This is a genomic window from Rouxiella chamberiensis (assembly GCF_026967475.1).
Taxonomy (GTDB): Bacteria; Pseudomonadota; Gammaproteobacteria; order Enterobacterales; family Enterobacteriaceae; genus Rouxiella; species Rouxiella chamberiensis.
The window spans coordinates 916726-942025 of sequence record NZ_CP114058.1; the positions used below are offsets into that span (position 1 = coordinate 916726).

The window sequence follows — 25300 nt, forward strand, 5'->3', positions numbered from 1 at the left end:
TGACGTGCCGTAATCCTAGCCCTTTATCTGCGGAAAGGGAGGTTTCCGGTCAAGCGGGAATCTCCCTTCGAGAGTCAAGGTCGCCCCGCTTTACCAGGGTTGTCGGCCGTGGCTGCCAAAAAATCCGCCCGTGGGGCCGTCTGCGCTGAGTAATGCCATCTTGATTGCCGTTTCCGCGCCCTGGTCAGGTGTCAGCAACCCGCTGTTGCCGTTGAGGTCGGTGCGTACATGCCCCGGTTCGACAACATTGACCTTGATGCCGAAAGTCGCCAACTCTTTGGCAAAGGAGACGGCAATCGCATTCAAAGCCACCTTCGATGAAGTGTAATCCAGCAGATTTACCGTTGAATAAAGTGAGGTCGGGTCCGTAATCAACGTCAGCGATCCCACGCCGCTGCCCATCATGACCACGCGTGCGCCCTCGGCCGCCTTCATCAAGGGTAACAGGGCTTGCGTCACTCTTACCGGCCCGAACACATTGACCTCGAACACGGTTTTCATGACCGACAGCTTAATCTGACTGGGCGGGGAGGTAGAGTCCAGAATAATCCCTGCATTGTTGACGAGCACATCGAGGGCATCGATTTCACCGGCCAGCGCCTTGGCCGCGCGCGCGACACTCGCGTCATCCGCCACGTCGATTTCCAGCAGCCTGACGTCCAGTCCCTCATCGCGCAGACTGGCAACCGCCTCTTCGCCGCGTGACCTGTCGCGAGCGCCCAGCCAGACCGACATGCCGGTTTTCGCCAATCCCCGGACAATGGCAAGGCCGATACCTTTGTTTGCGCCCGTGACGAGCGCCGTTTTGGTGCGTTCCATATCCTCTCCTAAAATTAGTGGCTGTCGAGAGGCTGGCCTACGTGCAGATGGACATCGCCCATCAAACGCGGCACTACCTTACGCGAGGTAAATCGCCACTCTCCTTGATATTTTTCAAAGCTGTCTTCATATCGCCCTGCGCAAATCGGCTGTAACGGAAAGGCGTCCAGAGCCTGATGAACGGTAAAATAGCAGACTGAACGGGCCGTCTCACCGGTGGCAGAAAGCTCAATCAACACGTTGGAGACGCTATGCCAGGTTCGGGGCGTGCCGTCTTCATGACGCTGCACGCCGTTCTCGAAGAATTGTTTAACTTCCTGACTGCCGTGGGCGAAGTCATTGATCACGATAAAATCAGCGTGTTCGAAAAGCAGGGCATTTTCGGTGAACTTTCCGTCGTCCAGATTGTGGGCATAGAGAGAAAGCAGGCGCTGAATTCTAGATTCATCGATGTATTGCTGAATAGGGTCGTAACGATTTTCCGTCGTCATTGGGTAACACCTCACTGGAGTGGATAAATCCCGTCCATGACGGGAAGAACAGGCACAAGGCCAATATCTTTATGTAGTGATTACTACATAGTAGCGAGGGTGAATGCAAGGAGGTATTTTTAGGTATTATGGTTATTTGTTTTTAATCAAAGAGATGAAAGTTTGTAAAATGCCATTTATTGTAGTGGCTACTAAATAAAGTGGTGTTTATGTCGAAGGCCGAGAAAATCGGCAACCGGTTTTGATGAGGGTAATCCACTAAAAAAGTGGAGCACGAGGGTAGAAGTCCTCTTATGCAGCATCACCCTGAATGTGCAAGAGAGATTTAACGGTGGCAGATAAAAATCTCTCCTTGCCTGATAAAAAGAGTAGCCAGACTGACTATCTCAATGAATAAGCGATGAGCGTTAATGTCATCGTGCATCTTGATAATCTCGATAAGCGTCTGAAAGAAATTTTGGCGTATTTGCGTTTTGTCAGATTAAAGCGGAAGACTTCCGCCTGATAATACCGCTATAACGTTTTGCGCATTACTGTAGTTTTACTCTTATTAATTAACGTCCATATGCCTCACAGACAACATTTGTTATTTACCGCGCAGTGAAGTGCAAAAAAACTAAAGTTTTTCTTATGTTTAATTGTGCGATGAAATTAACAGATTTGCGGTGCTGGTCTGAGTTATATGCGACAATTTTACCTACAGTTATTTTTTCTCGGGTCAATGGCCTGTCACCGGGTGCCGTCGATAAATAAGATGAGCTGAAAATGAAATCACCTTTCAAGGCTTCGTTTATTTCGACCTGCCTCTATCTTGCACTTTCGTCGGCCAATGAGACGTCTGCCGCCTGTAATATCTCGCAACCCACGACCGGTCAATCCGTAATATGTGATACGGCTGCGCCCAATCCGGGCACGACGCCCGTTGTCGGCGCAACCGGAAGTTCGGGCGTATCGCTAAACAATGCGGCGGGTAGCGTGCTGAATGTGGGCAATGCCGCAGCCGTTTCGCTCGGCGCAGGGAGCACCCTCATCAATGGCGGTCAGTTGACGGGCACCACGGGCATATTGCTGCGCGAAGGCAGCAGCGTGGTCGATAATCGCGGCGCTATCGTGGGCACATCAGGCGCGGGCGTTCAGTTTAATGGCAACGGCAATAACACACTCATCAACAGCGGTACGGTTCGTGGCGTGGCGGGCGGCAATGCGGTGGTATTTGGAAATGGCAATGACACACTGAATATGACCGGTGGAACGCTCACCGGCAACGTAGATCAGGGCAATGGCGCAGACAAGACCCTGATAAGCGGCGGAACAATAACCGAGTCGCTGTTGCAAGGAAACGGCATCGACGATTTTGTGATGACAGGCGGCACGCTAGGATCGCTGTTTCAAGGCGACAATCGCGATACCTTCACGCTGAGTGGCGGCAATATCGTCAACGCCTTTGAAGACGGCGATGTGGCCACCATGACCGGCGGCAGGATTGGCCGCGTCAATATGCGGCTGGACAATAATATCTTCAGGATGTCCGGCGGCGAAATTGCCGGCAATCTGGTCACCGGATTGGGTAATGATCTCATCATCGTCAGCGGCACCAGCGTGATTGGCGGCAGTATCAGTGTCAGCGGCGGCACGGATAGCGTCACGATGACAGGCGGAACGCTTCGCGGCGAAATCAGGATGAGCACTGGAAACGATCTCTTTCATTGGGAAGGCGGCAGCATTTTCGGCAACGTGCTGATGGAGGCGGACAATGACCGCATTGAATTTACCCGACTCGATGCCGCCACCGCCGCCACATCGCCATTGATCGACGGTGGAACGGGCGATGACAGGTTAGTCATGACTAAAAGTCAATATGTTTACAGCGAGGCCCACGTTCTGCGCGGCATTGAGCACATCGACCTCGTTGACGGCTCGCTATTGACGCTGGACAACAAACTTCTGCCGTTGGGCGACGCCGGTAATGACGGCTTCAATACGGGGTATACCCTCGATACCGGCAGTACATTGGCCATTGTTGGCCGCAGTGACACCACGTTGCGAAGCCATCTAGGCGGCAGCGGCACGGTTGTCGCCGACACCGGAGGCAATGCCTTTCGCTTTGATGACAACAACGCCGCAGATAATTTCGCGGGCACCGTTGAACTGCGTAACAGCCGCTTTGATCTGAGCGGCGTGAATACGCTGGCGATGAGTCAGGCGACGCTGAAAGCGGCGGCCGGAAGTATTACCACTGTCGGCAGCGGAACTCAGACGATTGGCGGACTGGCTTTTGACGGCGGCACTCTCGATTTTGGTCGGCTCGCTCCCGGTGACCGCATGGCGGCCAATACCCTGCAAACAAGGCGCGAGCTCAATCTTGGCGGCAGCGGAACGGTAAGGGTCGGCGTCGATGGCATGCTTAATACGCCGTCGGTCAATGCCGACAATGTTCCGTTACTGGCGCAGGACGACGGTTCTACGCAGGTTAAACTGGCGGCATCGAACGGCACGGTGACCGGCAATGCCTCGGGCCTGGTTCTGACCCGGGCCGACGGCAGCCTGGTTACTGACGCCCTTACCGTCGGCATTTTGCAAGACGGCGCAAGCGTGGCGCAGGGGATATGGGACTGGCGGTTATCTACGGGAGTAGCGCAGGACGGATTGTATATCGCCTATGCCTTGAAGCAGGTGAATCTCGAGGGTACGGGTGACACCGCTCTGGTGCTGAACAGCGAAGGCGCTACGGGCAATGCCGCCGACCTTGGGGCAAAGGTGACCGGCAGTGGCGTTGTGGCAATCGAGAATGCCGCTAACGGCACGGTTTCTCTTTCAAATCGCGATAACGACTATACGGGCACCACTTACCTGCGCACGGGACGATTGTTGATGAACAACGACCGTGTGCTCGGCAATACGGCGCTGCTGCAAATGGCGGCCGCGACCACGCTGGACATGAACGGTTACTCGCAAGGCGTTGGGCGCATCGCCACTGCGGAAAGCTCACAGGTGGATCTCAACGGCGGCAGTCTGGTTATCAATCAGGGCGGACGAATAGCGGGGCGACTGCTTGGCGAAGGCATGCTGACATTGAACAATGGCATTTTAGACATTAATGGCGACAACAGCGCGTTGATGGCCACCACACACATACAGAACGGTGCCACGGTCAATCTCGACAATGCCGCAGGACTGGGACGTGGAGATATCGATAATGCGGGGCGACTCGCGTTCAACGGTGCACGAGGTCAGTTAATCAACCGGCTTGGCAATAATGGCGACGTGGCACTCAATGACAGCCAGATGGTATTGGCGGCCGATAACCGCGCGTTCGGCGGCAGTTTTAGTATCGATGAAACCAGCCTGCTCACGGCGGCGGAAGCAGGCCAGCTTGGCAGCGCGACCGTCTACGACAAAGGCAGTCTGAATCTCGCGACCGACACCGACTGGACGTTAAATAACACCGTCACGGGGTCGGGCAATCTCGCCAAGCAGGGCATCGGCGTAGTCACACTGACCGCAGCGAGCGCGGCCTATATCGGTAAAACCCAAATTAATCAGGGTGGACTCGTCTTGGGGAATCGCCGTCAACCTCTGACGCTCGCCACCTCCGAGGTCAATATCGATCAGGGTTTTCTGGCCGCCAACGGCGCGGTGGCAGGGGATGTGAATAACCGCAGTCTGCTGCGTGTTGGCAGTGAACCCGCGTCTGCGGCCGACGCTCTCTTTCCGGTTACCGCCCTTGCTACTCTGCGGGCGGTGTCGCCCCTCGTTGTCTCGGCAAATAACGATGCCCTGACTGTCGGCGGAAATCTGGTCAATAGCGGGGTGGTTCAGCTTGGGCAAACGGGCAGTGCGCTTCGCCCGGGCAATGCTCTGACGGTCAACGGCAATTATCAGGGCAATAACGGCAGGATTTTATTCAATACGGCGCTGGGCGACGATAATTCGGCGACCGATCGGCTGTCGATATTGGGCGATACCGGCGGTACCAGTTACGTGAGCGTGCTCAATGCAGGCGGCAGCGGGGCGAGAACCCTAAACGGCATCGAACTTATCGAAGTCGGCGGCAACTCCAACGGGCAATTCCTGCAGGAGGGGCGAATCGTCGCGGGTGCCTATGACTATCGGCTCACGCGCGGAGCGGGCAGCAATCAGGCCAACTGGTATCTCACCAACAGCGCCAGCACGCCGCCGGGGCAGATTCCTCCAACCCCGCCGGACAGCCCAAATCTGCCACCGACACCCGAGGATCCTCTCTCGCCGCCCGCCGATCCCTCCTTGCCCCCTCTCGATCCCCTGTTACCTGTACCGGAGAATCCGGCGTCGCCAGCGCTTGCCGGCGGCGATAGCGACATTATGCTGCGCCCCGAAGCCGGAAGTTATCTCGAGAATCTGGCGGCGGCGAACACGATGTTCAACACTCGCCTGCACGATAGGCTGGGCGAAACGCAGTACACCGATGCGCTGACCGGCGAGAAACAGGTCACAAGCCTGTGGCTTCGGCAGGTGGGCACGCATCATAACGGGCGCTCGACGGTGGGTTCGCTCAACACCCAAAGTAATCAATATGTTGTCATGCTGGGCGGCGACGTCGCGCAGTGGAGCGGCGACGGGCAGGACAGGGGCCATCTCGGGCTGATGGCAGGCTACGGCAATAACCAGAGCCATACGCGTTCGCAGAACACAGGGACGACGTCGAAAGGTCAGGTCAACGGCTACAGTGTGGGCATTTATGGCACCTGGTTTGCCAACAACGCGCAGAAGACCGGCGTTTATGTCGATAGCTGGGCCCAATATAGCGGGTTTAAAAATACGGTCAGCGGAGAAGGTTTACCCGAAGAACAGTATCATTCACGCGGCGTCAGCGCCTCGCTGGAAAGCGGCTACACCTGGAAAATCGGCCAATTCTTTACCCGTCAGCAAAGCCTTGAAACGGTGTATGTCCAGCCGCAGGCGCAGATAGTGTGGATGGGCGTCAAAGCGGATGACCACACGGAAAGCAACGGCACGCAGGTAACCCGCGACAATAACGCCAATGTGCAGACCCGTCTTGGTACTCGCCTTTTCATGAAAGGACACAGCAAGGGGGATGACGGCAAAAATCGCGACTTCCAACCCTTTGTCGAGGTGAACTGGCTGCACAATTCCCGAGCGTTCAGTACCCGGCTCAATGGGTTGGCCTTGAGTCAGGACGGTGCACGCAATATCGGGGAAGTCAGAACCGGCGTTGAAGGCCAACTGAGTCAAAATCTTACCGCCTGGGGCAATGTGGGGCAGCAAATCGGTGACGCAGGGTACAGCAATACCGACGCCATGCTGGGCATCAAATACCTCTGGTGAAGCTACCGTCGATGTCCGGAGCCTCTCTGTCGTGCGCAACCTTTGTGCCGCTTATAGCCTCCTTGGCCGTGCCTTGTCTGGTGCAGTATTTCAACCGGCTGCGGGTGTTTTACGGGCAGGGGCGATAAGTCTGCCGGGTATGCCTTTCATGCTGCTGGCCGGTGACGGCGCGGCGGGCTTGCTGGTGGGCGCGTTTACCCTGTCGATAGGTGCAGAGCAACGCGCCACGGTGTGCATGACGATGCAGGCAGATTCAGTGGATTATTAAAGCCTGCTATCTTTATCTTCCGGCGCGGCTGATTCTGCTGTCTATGCTTTGGATGCCGCGTCACTACCCTATGGACAGCGTCTACGTTTCCGTCTTCAAAATCTGACAGCCCCGGAAGGGCCCGGCCAATCACCACACCCGGTAAATTTTGCCGTTGTCGATGCCTTCAATGCTGCGGCGATAGGCCAACGCGACGCGGCTTGCCGAGGCGCTTTCAAATCCCGGAAAGAACGGTGCGTATTTTCCGAGCGCTTCGGTCACCACCGTCGGGCTCACGGCGTTTATCCGCAATCCCCCAAGCTCATTGGCGGCGGCAAGCACAAAACCTTCAAGCGCTGCGTTCACCGCCGTGGCATTGACGCCGGTGCGAACGGGATGATGCGTTAATATGCCGCTGGTCAGGGTAAAAGAGCCGCCCGGATTAAGATACTCCTTGCCTAGCAGCACAAGCCGTACCTGACCCATCAGCTTATTTTGCAGACCGACGTCGAACTGTTGTGGGGTCATCTCGTCCAGCGGGCCAAAATGTACACTGCCCGTGGCGGCGACAATCGCGTCTACCTTGCCGGTTTGGGCAAACAGCGCCTTGACGCTGGCCTCGTCCGTCAAATCGGCCTGCACCTCGCCGTGCGTTCTGCCGACACGGATAATCTGGTGATCGGTGTGCAGATTGTCGGCGACCGCGCGCCCAATGATGCCGCTGGCACCCAGAATCATAATCTTCATCTTTTTGCTCCTCATAAAGTCGAATTTCATCCTGACAGATTGCAATCACGGGAAAAATGAGTGAAAAATTTAATCATTCGAAACTAAAAGTGAGTAATCATGAATACACTGCGCGGAATGGAAGTGTTTGTTGCGGTGGTCGAGGCAGGCAGTTTCAGCGAAGCGGCCAAGCGACTGGACATCTCTTCGGTGAGTGTCGGCAAGGTGGTCGCCCAGATGGAAACCCGGTTGCAGGCGCGGCTGCTGCAGCGCAATACGCGTCGGCAAACGCTGACCGAAGCGGGCAGCGCCTGGTATCAGGAGAGTTTGCAGGTGCTCGGCGCACTGCGCGGGGCCGAGCAGCGAATAGAGAGTCTGCGCCGTTTTCCGGCCGGGAGTCTGCGTATCTCGTCTTCCACCACGCTTGGCAGCTGCATTATTGCCGAGCTGTGCACGGCGTTTCAGCAGGCCTTTCCCGACGTGTTGATTGAACTTGAACTCAGCGATCGCTTCGTGGATGTCATCGCGGAGGGGTATGACTTTGCCTTTCGCGTAGGCGAGTTGGCGGCGGATACGCCGTGGGTCGCCAGACGCATTGGCGAATATCGCATGGTGATTGCGGCGTCACCGGCCTACCTTGAACAATTCGGGGTGCCCACGTCGCTTGCCCAGCTCGCCGAACATCGCTGCCTGCGTTACAGCCACTGGAACAAGCGCAATGCCTGGCGTAGTGGCGACCATCTTATTTGGCCCGAGAATGCCACTTTCCTCTGCAACGATGGGCAGGCACTGCGGCAGGCGGCGCTTGCAGGCGCAGGGTTGGTGCTGCAACCGCATTTGCTGCTGGCGGAAGATATCGCCGATGGAAAACTCGTGACGGTGCTGAACGACGCGTTACCGCCGCCACGACCTGTACACCTGTTATGGAATCAGGATCGTCACATTACGGCGAAACATCAAAGCTTTGTAAACTGGGTAGCGGACCATGCGCCTCAGGCGCTGCAATAGAAATCAGGCAGACGCGATGCCTAAACCTTTCTGTAACGTCAACCCCGCTTAACTTGTGCCGGTCGTCGGCTTGCCTTATTCTTGCGGCTCCGCAGCCGGTCTGCGGTCAATTTTCATTCTTTAACGGGTAAAAAATGTCATACCTTAAACCGCGTTTTATTATTCCGCTGGCCGTTTGCGCCGCGCTGCTTGGCTGGTGGCTTACTCCCCATTACTCGAAAGAAGACAAGGCCTATTACGTCTCGGTGTTCTGCGCGATTCATCATGACGACAGCAGTCGGTTCGAAAAGGATATGCAGACGGTGATCGATGGCGGCAACTCGGACTATGCGCTGCAAAAGATAAACTACAATGCCGCACTCGGAAGCAAGGTGTTCGACACCTGGAACCGACTTTCCGCCAACGAGAAACAGTCGGTATTCAGCACCGCCGACACCTGTCGGACGTTGATGAATGCACGGCTCGATTAACGAGACGATAACCTGCCTGACGACCGTCGGGCTTTTTAAGGCTGGCGAGGATTCAGGAACATGATGTGGCTCATTGTAAAATATGCGGTGACGGCGGGGATCATTGTCTTGGTATCTGAAGTCGCAAAACGCAGCGATCGCCTCGGCGGCCTGCTGGCGGCGTTGCCTCTGGTCACTGTGCTGGTCTTGATCTGGATGAAAATAGAAGGGCAGACGCAGCAAAAAATCGCCAGTCACGCCTGGTACACATTCTGGTATGTTGTACCGACATTGCCCATGTTTCTGTGTTTCCCGTTAATGTATCAACGGTGGGGATTCTGGATGGCGTTATTGGCATCCTGCCTCATGACCCTTGTTATATTCTGGGGATACGCGCTGTTGTTACGCCGCTTTGGTATTAATCTTCTTTAACACAACAGACAGAAAAAGAACGGCTTACAAGAGTATCAAGCCGTTCTTTTTAAATGTAATAATCCTGCTCAATAAATAGAGAAGATTCCGTCATTGACGTTTCGATATTAATAAGTGAAGAAAATCACGGCGCGACATTTTTACCGATATCGGCGGCGGCCTTGACAATAACGCGGCGCACCAGCGCGTCAATTTCGCCTTCGGTTCTAGGATTAGGTTCGTGGAACCAGTGAGAGAACCCGTCATTGTCAATATAACAGGCGCTGGCGTAGCGCGGGGCTATCAGTTCCTCTTCACGAATACGTAGCGAGATATCCAGCAACTCCTTGAGCCGCGTGGCCTCAGTCTCATTGTTGAGAGGGTCCCAGTTGTCGCCGGGCGCAACCTTGCCTTTATTTTTTACCGCAATCCCTGCAAGTAACAACAATTCATTATCATTCATGGTTATCATTAACTCGCTCTGTTAATTGGGGCGTTTATCGCCTTCCAACGTATCATTCATAATAATTTTAAACCACCCGTAAAGCATCGGGTTAACGAAAATAATCGACCTCTCGACGCATCGCTATTTTATTAAACAGTGACAATAGAGATATTTAGAACACATTACCGGTCGACTTCCTCTCTTTATTCAAGGGGCGGAAAATAATTATTTATTCATTCCAACCTCAACAAATAATAAACAAGATGATAATTTAACGCAGAGGGCGAATGAAATAGGATAATTATTAGAAATACCTTCAAGCCAATCTCGTGCGGGTTGTGGCCAACATGACAAACACAGTGCAAAGAGAAAATGGCATGCCTCGGTGACAGGAATCGGTCAATTAACGTTAAATTTATCGGCAATCCGTAAGTGAATATGTCAATGACACGGGTTCTACTAATTTAACAAAGTTTAAACAGGAAACGGCATTGTAAGCTTTGTGTGCGTTAAAAACGGTAACCTTTGTTCGCAACATAAATGGAATTTAAACAAGCCGTATTAAGTTCTTACGTTTTTAAACGGCTCAACCGCTTAGGCCGTAAACCCTCCTTTGTCGATGTTGCTATTTTGTTACACGCCTAATTGCAAATCCCGCTATAACCTTGTGCTGCACTCACCAAGCATGTCATCCAATTATTAAGGAGAGGTTAAAATGGAAAAGATGTCGAGAAGACATTTTATGGCGTTCGCCGCGGGCGGAACGGTCGCACTGGTCGCCGGACAGGTTCACGCCCACGACAACAATATCAAGGTGTATCCGGCAGGCAGCAATCCACCTGGCGGCGGTCGCGATCCCGGCCCTCATGACCCTATCCGCGAAGCCGAGAATCCTGACATCGTCGACCCGCCGTCCACCGACAGCGGCACCGTCCCGAATCTGCGCTTCTCCTTCAGCGATTCGCACGTGCGTAAAGGAAGCGGCGGCTGGACCCGTCAGGTTACTCAGCGCGAACTGGGGATTTCCACCACCATCGCGGGCGTGGATATGCGCCTCAACGCAGGCGGGATCCGCGAACTGCACTGGCACAAAGAGGGCGAATGGGCCTACATGACCTACGGAAACGCGCGGGTCACCGCGTTCGATACCGAAGGTGGATGGTTTGTCGACGACATCGGGGTTGGCGATCTGTGGTATTTCCCGCCGGGCATGCCGCATTCGATTCAGGGAATCGGACCGGACGGCTGTGAATTCCTGCTGGCGTTTGACGATGGAAGTTTCGACGAAGACAGCACCTTTTTACTGTCCGACTGGTTCAAGCATATTCCCCCCGAGATCCTTGCCAAGAACTTCAAGGTGCCCGTTTCGACCTTCACCAACCTGCCGTCACCAAGTGACGAATACATCTTTGCCGGTACGGTTCCCGGCAGTCTGGCCTCGGACGCGACTCAAAACGCCAAAAAATCCAGATTGCAGTTTACCCACCGCATGCTTGCGCAGGAGCCTATCAAGGCACCGGGCGGCACGGTAAGGATAACGGACTCCTCTACTTTCCCTATTTCCAAAACCATTGCCGCCGCGCTTGTCGAAATCGAGCCAGGCGGACTGCGTGAACTGCACTGGCATCCCAACAATGACGAATGGCAATATTATCTGGAAGGCGAAGGGCGTATGGGGGTCTTTGCCTCGTCCGGTCAGGCGAGAACGTTCGATTATCGCGCAGGCGATGTGGGATATGTGCCTTTTGCGATGGGCCATTACATCGAAAATACCGGAAAAGGTCCGCTGCGGTTTCTTGAGCTGTTCAAGAGCGATTACTATGCCGATATTTCGTTGAATCAATGGTTGGCCAGCACGCCGCCAGAGCTTGTGAGACAGCATCTCAAGCTTGACGACACCTTCATGAAGGCCCTGTCACTGCAAAAAAATCCTGTGGTTAAATAGCGACCTCTGGCCGGGAAATCGGCCAGTTTTTTTCCTTTTTCCTGCGGGTGATTTCTCTTTTTTCCCGAACCTGAAGGCGGTGTCAAGATTGCGCATCGCCACATCGGCTTCTACCCTTTTAGGGTCTTGCTGTTTTTAAAAATAAAAGTGGTCGTAAAAGAAATTACTTTCACTGCGGCACCGACATCCCCATCAATCCGAGAAGGAGGTAGGAAATGCAGTACAAAAAATTGGGTCATTCAGGGCTACTCGTTTCACAATTTGCATTGGGAACGGTCCCTTTTGCGGGCAAGGCAGGGTTTGAAAAAACCGGTAACGTCAACGCGGCCGAAGCGCGGCGATTTATCGATATCGCGCTGGATTACGGCGTCAATACCGTCGATACCGCCGACCTGTACTCAAGCGGCGGGGCGGAAGAGGTGCTTGGCGAAGCGCTCGGCGAAAAGCGCAACCAAATCATTCTGACATCCAAGGCGCGCAGTCCGCTAAGTGACGATCCCAATGACAGCGGGGCGAGCCGCCATCATCTGATCAAGGCCTGCGAAGCCAGTCTGCGCCGCCTGAAAACCGATCATATCGATCTTTATCAGATCCATAACTGGGACGGCGTGACGACCGGTCGAAGAGACACTGCGTGCGCTTGAGGACCTGACCAAGAGCGGCAAAATCCGCTACTTCGGCACTTCAAACTATACGGCCTGGCAGATGATGAAAACGCTTGGCAGCGCCGAGGTGAATCGGCTGCAAAAGCCGGTGAGTCAGCAAATCTACTACACGCCGGAATCGCGGGAGGCGGAGTATGAATTGTTGCCGATGGCGCTGGATCAAGACATCGGTACGCTGGTGTGGGGACCGCTGGGGGAGGGGCTGCTTACCGGTGTCGTACGCAGAGGCAACAAGACGCCAGCCTCGCATCGTCAGGGCAGCGGCTGGCCCGAACCCTATGTGCATGACATGGACCGCGCCTTTGATGTGATTGAGGTGCTCGCGGAGGTTGGGGCGCAGCTCGATGCCTCGGTCGCACAGGTGTGTCTGGCATGGCTGGCGACACGGCCCGGCGTGACCTCGCTGATTGTGGGCAACCGCACCGAAGCGCATCTTCGCGAAAATCTCGAGGCGATGAGCCTGACATTGAGTGACGAGCAGCGGCAGAGAATCGAACAGGTGACGCGGCAGGCGCCGCAGTATCCTTACTGGCACCGCTTTACGGCGGGAATGGACAGGATAGACCCTGCCGAGAAGCCTTTCCTGGATGAGCATCGCCAGACGCTCGACAACCGCAAAGACTTGTCGCAAAGATAAATCATCTTCACTGCCCGGCGATATCCGGGCAGTGAAGGCGGGTTCAATACTTCATCTCAACGACTTGTCTTCATTCCTTAATGCGCCTGCAAAAAGGCCAGCAGATCCTGATTAAGCTGGTCCTGATGTGTTGCGGCAAAGCCGTGCGGCGCATTGTCGTACACCTTCAATTCGGCACCGCGAATCATCTCGGCCGCCACTTTGCCGGTGGTTTCGAACGGCACAACCTGGTCGTTGCTGCCGTGAATGACCAGCGTCGGCACATCGATTTTGGCCATGTCGTCGCGGAAATCGGTTTCGGAAAACGCGGTAACACAGTCGACGGTGCTTTTCAGCGAAGCCAGCAGGGCGATATTCAGCGTCTGCGTCAACACGCCCTCCGACACGGTTTGACCGGCATTGAGGCCATAGAACGGCGTCGCGAAATCGCTGATAAACTGCGCGCGGTCTTTTAACAGCCCGTCTCGAATACCTGCGAACACGGAGAGATCCACGCCCTGCGGATAATCATCGGCCTGACCAAAGATAGGGGTAACGGCCCCCAGCAGCACCAGATTGGCTACGCGAGCCGTGCCGTAATGGCCGATATAGCGCGCCACATCCCCGCCGCCCATTGAAAAGCCCACCAGAGTGACGTCCTGAAGATCCAGATGGTTTATCAACGCGTCAATATCGGAGGCAAAGGTGTTGTAGTCATTGCCGGTCCAGGGTTGATCCGAGCGGCCGAAGCCGCGGCGGTCGAAGGCGATAACCCGATAGCCGCGCTCGGCCAGATAATTCATCTGGCTGTCCCACATATCGGCATCCAGCGGCCAGCCGTGGCTGAACAGCACTGGTTTGCCTGTGCCCCAATCTTTAAAATAGATTTTAGTTCCGTCGGTCGTGGTTATTGTGCTCATTGGATGTGGCCCTATAGTGAATGAAAGTACAAAAGGTAACGGGCGTACCGGTTAGACCGGCGCGACCAGATACCGCACTTCAGGAAGGTTTTCTCCCTGATGAAATGCATAAACCCGGCTTTGAATCTTGCGATCGTTAATGGTGTAGCGCTCTTTCTGCCGCAGATGTTCCATCCATGAACCGACCACAAAGGTTTCGACAAAGATGCCCGGCTGCAGGATATCTTCATACACGGACCAGTTGATCGCGCCTCCGCGACGTCTGACACGCCGCATATCCTGCATGCAGACAGTAAAGCGGCGCGCATCTTCATCCTTAATACGATATTCGTAGCTCACCATGACCGGACCGCGGTCGTGATGAATAGTCGGCATCGTGCTGTTCCCGACTTCGGTGGCGCTGTCGAGATTGAGGTCCGGGTCTTTATCCAGACGCCAGCGCAACACGGTGGTGCTGCCAAGCACCATACCGACCGTCGCGATACACAGTGAAATCGGAATGCTGAAGTGCGAGGCCAACTGACCCCAAACCGCGCTGCCCACCGTCATCGCACCAAAGAACACGGTGAGATAAACCGCCAGCGCCCGCGCTTTCACCCATTTGGCGGCGCTGCGCTGTGCGCCGAGATTCAGGGTGGAGAGCGCCGCAATCCACGAGAAACCGGTAAAAAATTCAAAGGCATTGAGCAGCCAGACATTTCTGACAAACGCCAGTGCCAGCATGGTCAGGGCGAACATCAGGCTGGCAAGCACCATCAGGCTGTCGGCGTTGAAACGCTTGCGCAGGCGGGGCAGCAGAACGGCCCCGAAGATGGCCCCGACGCCGATAAAGGCAAGCAGGATGCCGTAGCCGCCGGGGCCGAGTCCCAGCTCGCGGCGTGCCACCAGCGGCAACAAGGCCCAGCCTGCGCTGCCAAACAGAAAGAAAGCCACCGTGCGCGCCAGCACATTGCGCAGTACCGGCGCAGCATGCACATAGCGAAGCCCGGCGCGAACCGCCGAGAAGAAGTGCTCCGGCGGCAGACGTTGCACACTAGGTTCGGCTTTCCAGCGATACAGCACCCAGGCCACACCCACCACGGACAGCGCATTGAGCATAAACACGACCCACGGCCCGGCAAACGACAGGATAAGCCCGCCCAGTGCAGGGCCAATGGCGCGGCTGATGTTGATGCCAAGCGAGTTCAATGCAATCGCGGGGCCCAGCTCCTGTTTTTTCACTAGATCAGGCACGATGGCCTGAAACGGCGGGGAACTCATCGCCGCCCCGGTACTCAACAGGAAGGCGGCGACCAGCAGCACCAGCGGCGTAACATGCCCGGTAAACGACAGCACCGTCAGCCCCGTGGCCGCAACAAACACCCACAGCTGCGAAAACAGCAGGTATTTACGGCGGTCGACGATGTCTGCCATAACGCCGGACGGCAGCGCAAACAGGAACATCGGCAGGCTGCTGGCGGCCTGAACCAGCGCAACCGACAGCGGGTCCGCGCTTAACGTCAGCATGGTCCAGTTCACGCCGACATCGTTCATCCACGACCCGATGTTGGACACGACCGTGGCAATCCAGATCATGCGAAAAACCGGCTGCCGCAAGGGTTGCCAGGGCGAGGTACCGGTTACCGGCACCTCTGCGGGCACGTCGGGCGTGACCTGCTGAATATCATTGACTTGGGTCATTGCTGCGTCTCTTTATCAACATTAAAAGGCGAAGCAGCTACAGCCGAGCGCGCCCCAGAATGCGTTTTCCTCGGAAACCGGCAGGTTGGCTCCGCGGGCAACGTCATGGTTGTGGGTATGCACGCCACAAGGACCGCTGCACTGATGCGCCATGGGCATCATGCCGACACGGCTTGCCGACGACGGCGGGGCGCTGCGATAGTGACCCGGCACCTTGACCACCGGCGACCAGTCCGGCAGAACAGGGATGGCGGGGAGCGCTTCGCTGCCGAGCGCGCCTGCGGCATAGACCACGTTGCCGTCGACCACGGTCAGCACCGATTCAATCCCTTTGATCTCTTCTTCCGGCACAGAGAAATAGTCTTTGCTCAGCACCGCCAAATCAGCGAGCTGGCCGACGATTATCTGGCCTTTCTTGCCCTGTTCGCTGGAGAACCAGGCGCTGCCTTGCGTCCACAGCATCAGTGCCGTATCGCGGTCGAGACGCGAATTGACGTCATACATCTGCATGCCGCCGACGGTGCGGCCCGACACCAGCCAGTACAGCGCGGTCCACGGGTTGTAGCTGGCGACGCGGGTGGCGTCCGTGCCCAGCCCCACCGGCACGCCGGTTTCCAGCATACGGGTCACCGGCGGCGTATGGCGGGTTGCCTCGATGCCGTAGCGCTCGGCAAAATATTCGCCCTGAAACGCCATGCGGTGCTGTACGGCAATGCCGCCGCCCAGCTCTTTGATGCGATCGATGTTTTTCTGCGTAACGGTTTCGGCATGGTCGAAGAACCAGTGCAGGCCGTTGAAGGGAATGTCGCGGTTGACCTTTTCGAACACGTCCAGCATGCGGCCAATCGATTCATCATAGGTGGCGTGCAGACGAAACGGCCAGCGGTGCTCGACCAGATGGCGCACCACGCGCTCGAGCTCGTCTTCCATGCCCGGCGCAAGATCAGGGCGAGGTTCGAGGAAGTCTTCGAAGTCTGCCGCCGAAAACACCAGCATTTCGCCCGCGCCATTGTGGCGAAAATAGTCGCTGCCCTGACCCGGCGACAGCATGTCGGTCCACTTTTCGAAATCTTCCAGCTCGTGGCCGGGGCGCTGGGTAAAGAGGTTATAGGCGATGCGCAGCGTCATTTGCTTGTTTTCGTGAAGCTGGGCAATGACTTGATAATCTTCGGGATAGTTCTGGAAACCGCCTCCCGCATCGATAGCGCTGGTCAGGCCGAGACGGTTGAGTTCGCGCATAAACTGGCGGGTCGAATTGACCTGCTGTTCCAGCGGCAAGGTCGGGCCTTTGGCGAGTGTAGCGTAGAGGATCATGGCATTTGGACGGGCAATCAGCATGCCGGTCGGATTGCCGTTGCCGTCGCGCTGAATTTCGCCGCCCGGCGGGTTCGGCGTGTCTTTGGTATAGCCGACGACCTTGAGAGCGGCGCGATTGAGCAGGGCGCGGTCGTAAAGATGCAGCACAAACACCGGCGTATCGGGGGCCGCCTCGTTGATTTCATCAAGCGTGGGCATTCGGCGTTCGGCAAACTGGAACTCGGTCCAGCCACCCACCACGCGAACCCACTGGGGCGACGGCGTGCGCAGGGCCTGCGCTTTCAGCATTCTCAGAGCATCCGCCACGGAAGGCACGCCTTCCCAGCGCAGTTCAAGGTTGTAATTCAGTCCGCCGCGAATCAGATGCAGATGGGAATCGTTAAGGCCCGGCACGGCGGTGTGGCCCTTGAGGTCGATGACCTTTGTCGCGTCATCATGATATTCCATTACCTCGGCCAGAGTGCCAACGGCAAGAAACTTGCCATCCTGAATCGCCACAGCGTCGGCCAGCGGATTGGCCCTGTCGACCGTGTGAAATTTGCCGTTGGTTAAAATCAGCGATGCTTTTCCAAGCGAAACCATAGACTCTCCTGAACTGGCTATCTGATTGATTGCCGCGGCCTGTGCCGCGAGACGAGAAGTGTGCTGCCGAAGGACAGGCAGCGAATGAATAGCCGGATTATGGTGAGCGAAAACGCGTGGCGTCTAGTTATACGAAAGGATACCTATACGAACGTATAGTTATACGCAGAGATAATAGTTCGCCGGGGGCAGGCCTCCTACACTGACTTCCGACAGTGGCCGCCGGTTCTATCCCGAAGCGCTTTTCGATCAGGTAAACGTATTGCGGGTCTTGACGAGGTGTGGCGACCGGTTGCTGTCATTTTCTCCGTGTCCGAAGAGACGGAAATTCAGTTTCATCAACCTCAATGGGTAAATTCATGTCCAATTCAAAACTTGAAGTCCTGACGCCTCAGAACTGCCAGATTATCTTTATCGACCAGCAGCCGCAGATGGCCTTCGGCGTACAGTCAATCGACCGTCAGGTCCTGAAGAACAACGTGGTTGCCCTGGCGAAAGCGGCCAAGGTATTTGCCATTCCAACTATCCTGACAACCGTTGAAACTGAAAGCTTTTCGGGCCACACCTATCCTGAACTGCTCGACGTGTTTCCGGGGCAGGACATTCTCGAACGCTCCTCGATGAACTCGTGGGATGACCAGAAAGTGCGCGATGCACTGGCGAAAAACGGCAGGAAGAAAGTGGTGGTTTCCGGCCTGTGGACGGAAGTGTGCAACAACAGCTTTGCGCTGTGCGCGATGCTGGAAGGCGATTACGAGATCTACATGGTGGCCGATGCGTCCGGCGGTACCAGCAAGGAGGCCCATGACTTCGCCATGCAGCGCATGATTCAGGCGGGCGTGATTCCGGTGACCTGGCAGCAGGTGATGCTGGAATGGCAGCGCGACTGGGCGCACAAGGAGACCTATGATGCCGTGATGAACATCGTCAAGGATCACTCCGGTGCCTACGGCATGGGTGTCGACTACGCCTATACCATGGTTCACAAGGCGCCTTCCCGTCAGAAGAGCGAGCACCGCACACTGGCGCCGGTTCCGGCCCGCTAATTTCACGTTGCCGGTCGACGCGCTGTGCCGACCGGCATCGACGCTGAAAGGAGCCTTTTCATGAGTCCATGGGTTATCTCGCTGGGGGCAGGCGTGGTTATCGGCCTGTTCTATGCGCTGTTGAATGTGCGATCCCCGGCACCGCCTGCCGTAGCGCTGGTAGGATTGCTGGGCATGATTATTGGCGGTCAGTTGATGGCGCAGGTTGTCGGGAAAACAGGTACCGTCTCTGTCTCGATACAGGCAGCCGCACCGCTTTCTGTCGCCGCGCAACCCGTTTCATTGCCGTTACGTCGCGGCGAGGCAGGCTAATCATGTTGAAATCTTATGTTATCTCGCTCGTCGTCGGCATTCTGGCGGGCGTGATTTATGGCTGCATGGCGATCAATTCTCCTGCACCGCCGATTATTGCCCTGCTGGGACTGTTCGGCATGCTGGTCGGGGAACAGATAATCCCGCTGTTGAAACGAATAATCAAACGTCAACCGGTGACGATGGCCTGGTTCCGCCACGAATGTGTGCCCAAAATCAGCGGCACGCCGCCCCCGGTCAAGAAAAAGCCCCTTAGGGAATCCTCGTGTCGGCATGGGGGAATTACAGAGGATTTCAGCATGAGGCTGTCACCGCGTATTGTCATTGTTGACGATGAACGCTCGGTCCGCAGTGGCCTGAGCAATTTACTGCACTCCGACGGTTACACCACGGCCGACTATGAATGCGGCGAGGATGTGCTTGACGATGAAAACGCGCTGACGGATGCCGACATGCTGATTATCGATGTCCGGCTCACGGGCATGAGCGGATTCGAACTCTTTGCCTCGCTGAAAAGAAAGTGCGCTCTGCCGCCGGTCATCTTTATCTCGGCCGAGCAGGAGGAGGCGGTTCAGCAGCAGGCGATCGCCCTTGGCGCCATTACCTTTTTGCGCAAACCCATCGATGTTGATACGCTGCTGACACTAATACGCAGCGAGTTGTTCAACGGAGGGGTGCAAGGATGAGCATAATTTCTGTGACACCGGTAGAAAGTGGCGACGACGCGTCGCCCTTGCCTGAGGACGCGACTTTCACGCCGCTGGCGCAGGAAGGGTGTATTGCCTGGTGGCTGGGTCGTCGTCCGAACGGCGAAACCTTTATCATCGCCAGCGCCGCCAGCGGCGAAGTGACCTTTCAAAGCACCCAGTTACTGAAAAACGAATATGCACTGTCTTCCAGGCTCGCCGAGCTCTGGGCGATAAAACCCTCCGGCAACACGCGCTACCACGGTCATTACACCCTGATTTATCCCGCCTTTACCTTCCGCACGCTGCATAGCCTGATAGCCACACCGCCGGTTCTTATCGCCGATTATCTTCGCAACGCCCTCCAACTGTGTTTTCCGCTGGGTCAGGCGCATCGGCAGGGCATTGTGCATGGCGATATCACCCCCGCCCATTTTTTTATCAACGACGATGGCACATTTCGGCTGGGCGGCTTTGGCGTATCCTCGCTGGCGGGGGAATCTACCTCGAGAAATACCTTGCCCACCGCAGGCACCTCGCTGGCCTATATCTCGCCCGAACACACCGGTCGCACGCCGCATCCGGTCAACAGCCTGAGTGATCTCTACAGTCTTGGCATGGTGCTGTATGAAATGCTGACGGGCAAATTGCCGTTCGGCTCGACAAAAGCCGGGCAGGCGGAATGGATCCATCATCATATTGCAACCGCGCCGCGTCCGCCGGAAGAGGTGAGGGGCGACGTGCCGAAGATGCTGTCACGGATTCTGCTTCGTCTGCTGGCAAAATCTCCGCTCGACGGTTATCAGACCATCGAAGGTCTGATGGCCGATCTTCGCCGCTGTCAGGCGACGTTGACAGAAGATAACCAGATTGCCGCGTTTACGCCCGGACTTCAGGAAAGGTTTACGCGTCGTTATCGCAGCGAAACCCTGTTCACCCGCCATCCGCAGGGCAGGGCGCTGGTCGATGCGCTGGATGATGTGCGCCGCAGCGGAACGCAGAATCTGGTGATGATTAGCGGCGCGCCCGGCACCGGAAAATCTTCCCTGATTGCCACGGCGCTGAAAGAGTTTCGGCATCGTCAGATTCTGCTGGCGGTCGGCAAGGCAGAACAGCATACGCCGGTGGTGCCTTATTCGGTGCTTACGTCGGCGTTTCGCACCGTTATTCTTTATTTGCTGGGGCTGTCAACGGCCGATGTCAGCCAATGGCGGGCGCACCTGATGAACTGCCTCGGCGATTATGCCGCACTCGCCGTCGACTTGGTTCCCGAACTGAAACAGCTGTTGGGTATTGAGTCTCCAGGTGTATCAGCGGTCAATGCGCTGGATGCTCAGGAACGCTTCAACCAAATGGCCTGCGGGCTTGTCAAAGCTTTCGCAACACCCGGCCGGCCGCTGGTGATGATCATCGATGACGTTCACTGGGCCGATTATGCCAGCCTGCATCTGCTGGAAAATCTGGTCCTGCGCAATGAAAATCTGCCATTTCTGCTCATCCTCGCGCATCGTGATGCCGAGTCGATGCCGTGTCCTCTGATGAACGGCTCGTTAAACCGCATCAGAAATTCGGCGGCACACGGCTCGGAAATCACACCGGTGGCGCTGTCGGTCAAGGCCATTGCCCGCTGGCTGCGTCATCTGCTGCACACCCGAACCCGCGGCGCAGTCGAGCTGGCTCAGTTAATTCATGAGAAAACGCGCGGCAATCCGCTGTTTATCCAGGAATTTTTCCGTCATGCCGTTGATGACGGCCTGATTTTCCACACGCAAAATCCCCCGAAATGGCGTTACGATCGTACTGCGTTGAGCGCACGGCAATATACGGACAACGTCGCGAGCCTGATGATAAGGCAACTCGAAAGAATGCCGGACGCGACGCGACAACTGGTCGGCAGCCTGGCCTGTCTCGGCGGCAGCGGCAGTCTGTCGCTGCTAAGCAAGATTCTGGGCATCGATCCCGCAGAGATCCAGCGCCAGATTGATCCCGCCGTGATTGCCCAATTCGTGACAGTGTCACTCGACGAGTATGTCTTTACCCACGACCGTGTACACGATGCCGCCTTCTCGCTGGTTGGTTACAGGCACAAGCAGCATATTCATCAGCAGGCGGCGCACTTACTGTCTCTTGCCACCCAGCAAAACGACAGCAACGTGGGGCTGTTTCGCGCCGTTTATCACATCGCGATGATTGCCCGTGAGGCGTTAACGCGAGCGCAGAGTGAAGAATATTATCGGCTCAGTCTACTGGCGGCGCAGCGGGCAAAACGCGCGGGGGATTATGTGTCGGCCTTGCGCTATCTGGACACCGCGCGTGCGCTCTTAACGGACGACAGTCACCGCAACGCCTTTACGCTGGGGCTTGAGCAGGCGGAATGTGAGTTTTTACAGGGTAATCTCACCGATGCGCAGCGGCTTTGTACCCAGCTGCTGGCTGTGCCCGCGACATTAGCCGAAAAATCGGTCGCGGCCTGTCTGTCGGCCGAGATTCACATGCGCCAGTCCGATAACTATCTGGCATTGGAAACGGCGCTGGGTTGGCTTGCGGTTTTCGGGCTGCAATTCAATCGCGAGCCGGATGCCGCAGAGTGCAATGCGGCCTATTTTGCCTTGAAAGCCCGGCTTGGCGACGACCCGCAGGCGCTGTTTACGGCGCTGCCGCTGATACAGGACAGCGATAAAGAGTCGGTGCTGAATTTGATGGCCAGCACCATTTTTGCCTCGTCGTATGACTGCCCGCAACTGCACCTGCTGCTGGTGTGCAAGATTCTCGAGATGACGCTCGATTATGGCGTCACGGGGGCGTCGGCGTTTGGGCTGGCGTGGTTTAGCGTCCTGATTATCGACCGCTATCAGGAGTATCATCTCGGCTTCAAGTGCGGCGTGCTGGCGACCAGACTTGCCGAGCAGCACGACTTTACCCGCTTCAAGGCGCGCACCTTGCTGCCGCTGGATCAGGTGGCTATCTGGACCCAGCCGCTGACTTTTGTTACCGAGTGCGTCAAGGAGAGCTTCAACGTCGCGGCCGCACACGGCGATCGATCCTTTGCCTGCCTCGCCCTGCGCCATCAGGTAATGAATTACCTGACCCGGGGCGATCATCTGGATGTCGTGCTGACCGCCATCGAGCGCGGATTGGCGTTCACTCGAAAATCTTATTATCCCGATGTCGAAAACGTGTTGTTGATGCAGAAACAGTTTGTGATGCATCTGCGCGACACTTCCGGGCAACCTTTTACCGCCGTCAATCTTTTCCCGGTACATCTGGTGTGTATCGAGCCTGGCATTAAATCCGGCCCGAAAGCGATGGTACAGTTCTGGTCCTTTCTCTATCAGGGCATGGCGCATTTTTATGCCCGGGAATATCGAGACGCGCTGCGCTGCTTTGCGTTGGGCGATAGTCTGGTCGACACGGTCCCCGGATACATTTATCTGCTGGATCTCTATTTTTACAGCGCACTTGCCTATACGGTGCCGTTGAGCCACGAGAACTGCACGGCCCACGCACGACATGAAGCGCAGTGGCGACTGGAGAAAATCGCTTTCTGGGCCACGCTTAATCCGACGCTGTTCGCCGACAAGGCGGCGCTGATTCGTGCCGAGATGGCGCGACTCGACGGCAATATCGCGGGCGCATTGACGCTATATGAATCCGCCATCAGTCTGTCCCGCGCCGCCAATTTTATTCACATCAACGCGCTGGCGCACGAACTGGCGGGGCAGTGCGCCGAAGCATTTACCATGCATGTTGCCTCCGATGCCTATTACCGGGGCGCGATTGGCGGCTGGGACAGTCTCGGCGCGGGGGCAAAAGTGCGTCAACTGGAGCACGATAACCCCCAGCTCGTCGCGCCTGCGCCCGGCAATGCCTTCAAAACCGTCTCCTTTATGCAGGGCGAGGCGATTCGGGATCTGGAAAGTGTTGTCACCGCCGTGCGTGCATTGACGGAAGAGATCAATCTCGACCGTTTGATCCATATCCTGATGCGCATGCTGCTGGAACGTTCCGGCGCTCAGCGCTGCATGCTGATTCGCGTGCTCGATGGCAATATTCCGGAAATCGAGGCCCGCGCCGAAGCGACGGCAGATGGCATCAACGTCAGGATTGTGCGGGAGAAACCTGCCGCCACCGATTTGCCGCTTTCCGTGTTGTCAGCCGTTATCCGCACGGGGCAGGAAATTCGTACGGGCAAGCCGGAGGAGTTCAGCCCCTTCAGTCAGGACGCCTATCTGGTGGCGTCCGGCGCGGCCGTAATGTGTGTGCCGATGTTCAAGCAGGCCAATATGGTGGGGGTGCTGTATCTCGAAAATCGGCTGATGCCCGATGTGTTTACCGTTGAACACTCCCATATTGTCAAGACCTTGAGCGCGCAGGCGGCCGTTTCGCTTGAAACCGCGCGGCTGTATGCCGAGTTGCTCGAGGAGAACATTCATCGCCGACGCATCGAGAAACAGCTGCGATCCAGCCAGACCTCGCTGATGTTGGGGGAAAAAATCAGTCATACCGGCACCTGGCGCTGGGAAATCGAGCACGACATGATGTATGTTTCGGACGAATATGGCCGTATTCTGGGGCTGCCGGAAGACCAGAAAAGCCTGTCGATGGCCGATTTCCTCAACCGCGTGCATCCCGACGATTATCACTGCATTCACGAGCTGATTTACGAAAGCGTGCACAAGGGCGTCAGTATGCAGGCCGATTTCCGCGTTATCACGCAGGCCGGCGCGTGCCGCTATATCAAAGGTATCGGCGATCCGGCCAGCAACTGGCCTGAACTGAAAGAGTATTTCGGCACCATTTCCGACATTACGCTGCAACGTCAGGCCGAAGATGCTGCGCGCATTGCCCAGGCGGATCTCGCGCGCGTGTCGCGGGCAACCACGGTGGGGCAACTCACGGCATCGATTGCCCACGAGATTAACCAGCCGCTGATGTCAATTGTCGCCAATGCCGGGGCAAGCCTGAGATGGTTGAAGCGGGAGCCGATGCATCTGGAAAATGCCAGCCACAGCCTCAATGAAATCATCAGCGAGGGTAAACGCGCGGGGGAAATTATTCGTGGCTTGCAAAGCCTGACGCGTAATCATGATTCCGTCTTTGCCCCGGCCAATCTGCATTTCATCGCGCGGGATATTTTAATGTTGTCGCGCATCGAGCTGGAAAGACGAAGCATTTCTCTGGAACTGGTTCTTAGGGCGGACAACGCGGAGGTGTTCTGTGACCGCGTTCAGCTTCAGCAGGTGCTGCTGAATCTGGTTATCAACGCTATCGATGCCATGTCGGCGTCGGAAAGCGGCATTCGCAAACTGACGCTGTGTTCGTTTAATCCTACGCCGGAAAGCATCCGTTTCGAGGTGCTGGATACCGGCACAGGTCTGACGCCCGAGGTCGAAAAGCATATTTTCGACTCCTTCTATACCACCAAAAAAGACGGCATGGGCATGGGGCTTGCGATTAGTCAGGGGATTATCAAGAAGCATCTGGGTGAACTCAGTGCCGAAAACCGGCCTGAAAGAGGCTGTCGATTCTGGTTTATCTTGCCGACCGAGCCGTTAGGTCCGTAAGCGGCAACGTTGCAGAGAGGGCAGGCGTGCCGACCTCTCTGCCACC

At 56.2% G+C, this 25300-nt stretch carries 19 protein-coding genes and 1 pseudogene; 13 read left to right on the forward strand and 7 right to left on the reverse strand.

Features of this window, described 5'->3' with window-relative positions; all coding sequences use genetic code 11:
- Nucleotides 1-90: 90 nt before the first annotated feature.
- Nucleotides 91-819, reverse strand: a complete 729-nt coding sequence (locus O1V66_RS04385) for an SDR family oxidoreductase (RefSeq protein ID WP_045047007.1) — start codon at nucleotides 817-819, stop codon at nucleotides 91-93.
- A 14-nt stretch (nucleotides 820-833) separates the two neighbouring features.
- Entirely contained in the window at nucleotides 834-1310 is a 477-nt protein-coding gene (locus O1V66_RS04390) for a nuclear transport factor 2 family protein (protein WP_045047006.1), read from the reverse strand.
- Between the two features lie 765 nt (nucleotides 1311-2075).
- Here O1V66_RS04390 and O1V66_RS04395 point away from each other — a divergent pair.
- Together O1V66_RS04395 and O1V66_RS04400 are read left to right on the forward strand one after the other, a co-directional pair.
- Nucleotides 2076-6635, forward strand: coding sequence for an autotransporter outer membrane beta-barrel domain-containing protein (locus O1V66_RS04395; protein WP_052673381.1), 4560 nt, complete (start codon nucleotides 2076-2078; stop codon nucleotides 6633-6635).
- A 31-nt stretch (nucleotides 6636-6666) separates the two neighbouring features.
- A complete protein-coding gene (locus tag O1V66_RS04400; RefSeq protein ID WP_152623587.1) occupies nucleotides 6667-6903 on the forward strand; it encodes a hypothetical protein in 237 nt (78 codons plus the stop codon).
- A gap of 129 nt (nucleotides 6904-7032) precedes the next feature.
- Here the strand turns inward: O1V66_RS04400 and O1V66_RS04405 are convergent, their stop codons facing one another.
- Nucleotides 7033-7629 (reverse strand): short chain dehydrogenase, encoded by a 597-nt coding sequence (locus tag O1V66_RS04405; RefSeq protein ID WP_045047005.1) that lies wholly within the window; start codon nucleotides 7627-7629, stop codon nucleotides 7033-7035.
- Nucleotides 7630-7728: 99 nt separating this feature from the next.
- On the opposite strand from O1V66_RS04405, the gene O1V66_RS04410 reads away from it, so the two are divergent.
- The 3 genes from O1V66_RS04410 (at nucleotide 7729) to O1V66_RS04420 (ending at nucleotide 9497) form a co-directional block, all read left to right on the forward strand.
- Nucleotides 7729-8616 carry a LysR family transcriptional regulator gene (locus tag O1V66_RS04410; protein ID WP_045047004.1) on the forward strand — a complete coding sequence of 296 codons (888 nt, stop codon included), beginning with the start codon at nucleotides 7729-7731 and terminating at the stop codon, nucleotides 8614-8616.
- A 134-nt stretch (nucleotides 8617-8750) separates the two neighbouring features.
- A complete protein-coding gene (locus O1V66_RS04415; protein WP_269128148.1) occupies nucleotides 8751-9086 on the forward strand; it encodes a hypothetical protein in 336 nt (111 codons plus the stop codon).
- 60 nt (nucleotides 9087-9146) lie between these two features.
- A complete protein-coding gene (locus O1V66_RS04420; RefSeq protein WP_045047002.1) occupies nucleotides 9147-9497 on the forward strand; it encodes a DUF3147 family protein in 351 nt (116 codons plus the stop codon).
- Nucleotides 9498-9621: 124 nt separating this feature from the next.
- On the opposite strand, the gene O1V66_RS04425 is transcribed toward O1V66_RS04420, so the two are convergent.
- Nucleotides 9622-9939 (reverse strand): hypothetical protein, encoded by a 318-nt coding sequence (locus O1V66_RS04425; RefSeq protein WP_152623586.1) that lies wholly within the window; start codon nucleotides 9937-9939, stop codon nucleotides 9622-9624.
- A 697-nt stretch (nucleotides 9940-10636) separates the two neighbouring features.
- Between O1V66_RS04425 and O1V66_RS04430 the strand changes: the two genes are divergently transcribed.
- From O1V66_RS04430 to O1V66_RS04440, 3 genes are all read left to right on the forward strand, one after another.
- A complete protein-coding gene (locus O1V66_RS04430) occupies nucleotides 10637-11866 on the forward strand; it encodes a cupin domain-containing protein (RefSeq protein ID WP_045047000.1) in 1230 nt (409 codons plus the stop codon).
- Between the two features lie 215 nt (nucleotides 11867-12081).
- Complete coding sequence (locus O1V66_RS04435) at nucleotides 12082-12510, forward strand: aldo/keto reductase (protein ID WP_206540481.1); 429 nt, start codon at nucleotides 12082-12084, stop codon at nucleotides 12508-12510.
- 22 nt (nucleotides 12511-12532) lie between these two features.
- Nucleotides 12533-13168, forward strand: coding sequence for an aldo/keto reductase (locus O1V66_RS04440; protein WP_269128330.1), 636 nt, complete (start codon nucleotides 12533-12535; stop codon nucleotides 13166-13168).
- A 77-nt stretch (nucleotides 13169-13245) separates the two neighbouring features.
- Here the strand turns inward: O1V66_RS04440 and O1V66_RS04445 are convergent, their stop codons facing one another.
- Genes O1V66_RS04445 through O1V66_RS04455 form a run of 3 tightly spaced genes read right to left on the reverse strand, consistent with a single transcriptional unit; the run spans nucleotide 13246 to nucleotide 17646 of the window.
- On the reverse strand, nucleotides 13246-14067 hold the full coding sequence (locus O1V66_RS04445) for an alpha/beta fold hydrolase (RefSeq protein ID WP_045046999.1): 822 nt from the start codon (nucleotides 14065-14067) through the stop codon (nucleotides 13246-13248).
- Nucleotides 14068-14118: 51 nt separating this feature from the next.
- Complete coding sequence (locus tag O1V66_RS04450) at nucleotides 14119-15747, reverse strand: MFS transporter (protein ID WP_045046998.1); 1629 nt, start codon at nucleotides 15745-15747, stop codon at nucleotides 14119-14121.
- A 21-nt stretch (nucleotides 15748-15768) separates the two neighbouring features.
- Nucleotides 15769-17646 carry an amidohydrolase gene (locus O1V66_RS04455; protein WP_045046997.1) on the reverse strand — a complete coding sequence of 626 codons (1878 nt, stop codon included), beginning with the start codon at nucleotides 17644-17646 and terminating at the stop codon, nucleotides 15769-15771.
- 359 nt (nucleotides 17647-18005) lie between these two features.
- Between O1V66_RS04455 and O1V66_RS04460 the strand changes: the two genes are divergently transcribed.
- The 5 genes and pseudogenes from O1V66_RS04460 to O1V66_RS04480 all read left to right on the forward strand — a co-directional run bounded on the left by O1V66_RS04460 (nucleotide 18006) and on the right by O1V66_RS04480 (nucleotide 25254).
- Complete coding sequence (locus O1V66_RS04460) at nucleotides 18006-18692, forward strand: hydrolase (protein ID WP_045047558.1); 687 nt, start codon at nucleotides 18006-18008, stop codon at nucleotides 18690-18692.
- A gap of 60 nt (nucleotides 18693-18752) precedes the next feature.
- Nucleotides 18753-19004, forward strand: coding sequence for a DUF1427 family protein (locus O1V66_RS04465; RefSeq protein WP_045046996.1), 252 nt, complete (start codon nucleotides 18753-18755; stop codon nucleotides 19002-19004).
- Between the two features lie 2 nt (nucleotides 19005-19006).
- A pseudogene (locus O1V66_RS04470) lies at nucleotides 19007-19240 on the forward strand (XapX domain-containing protein); the annotation flags it as partial.
- A 63-nt stretch (nucleotides 19241-19303) separates the two neighbouring features.
- Complete coding sequence (locus tag O1V66_RS04475) at nucleotides 19304-19690, forward strand: response regulator (protein WP_045046994.1); 387 nt, start codon at nucleotides 19304-19306, stop codon at nucleotides 19688-19690.
- Entirely contained in the window at nucleotides 19687-25254 is a 5568-nt protein-coding gene (locus tag O1V66_RS04480; protein ID WP_045046993.1) for an ATP-binding sensor histidine kinase, read from the forward strand. Before O1V66_RS04475 ends, O1V66_RS04480 begins: the two co-directional genes overlap by 4 nt.
- Nucleotides 25255-25300 lie beyond the last annotated feature (46 nt).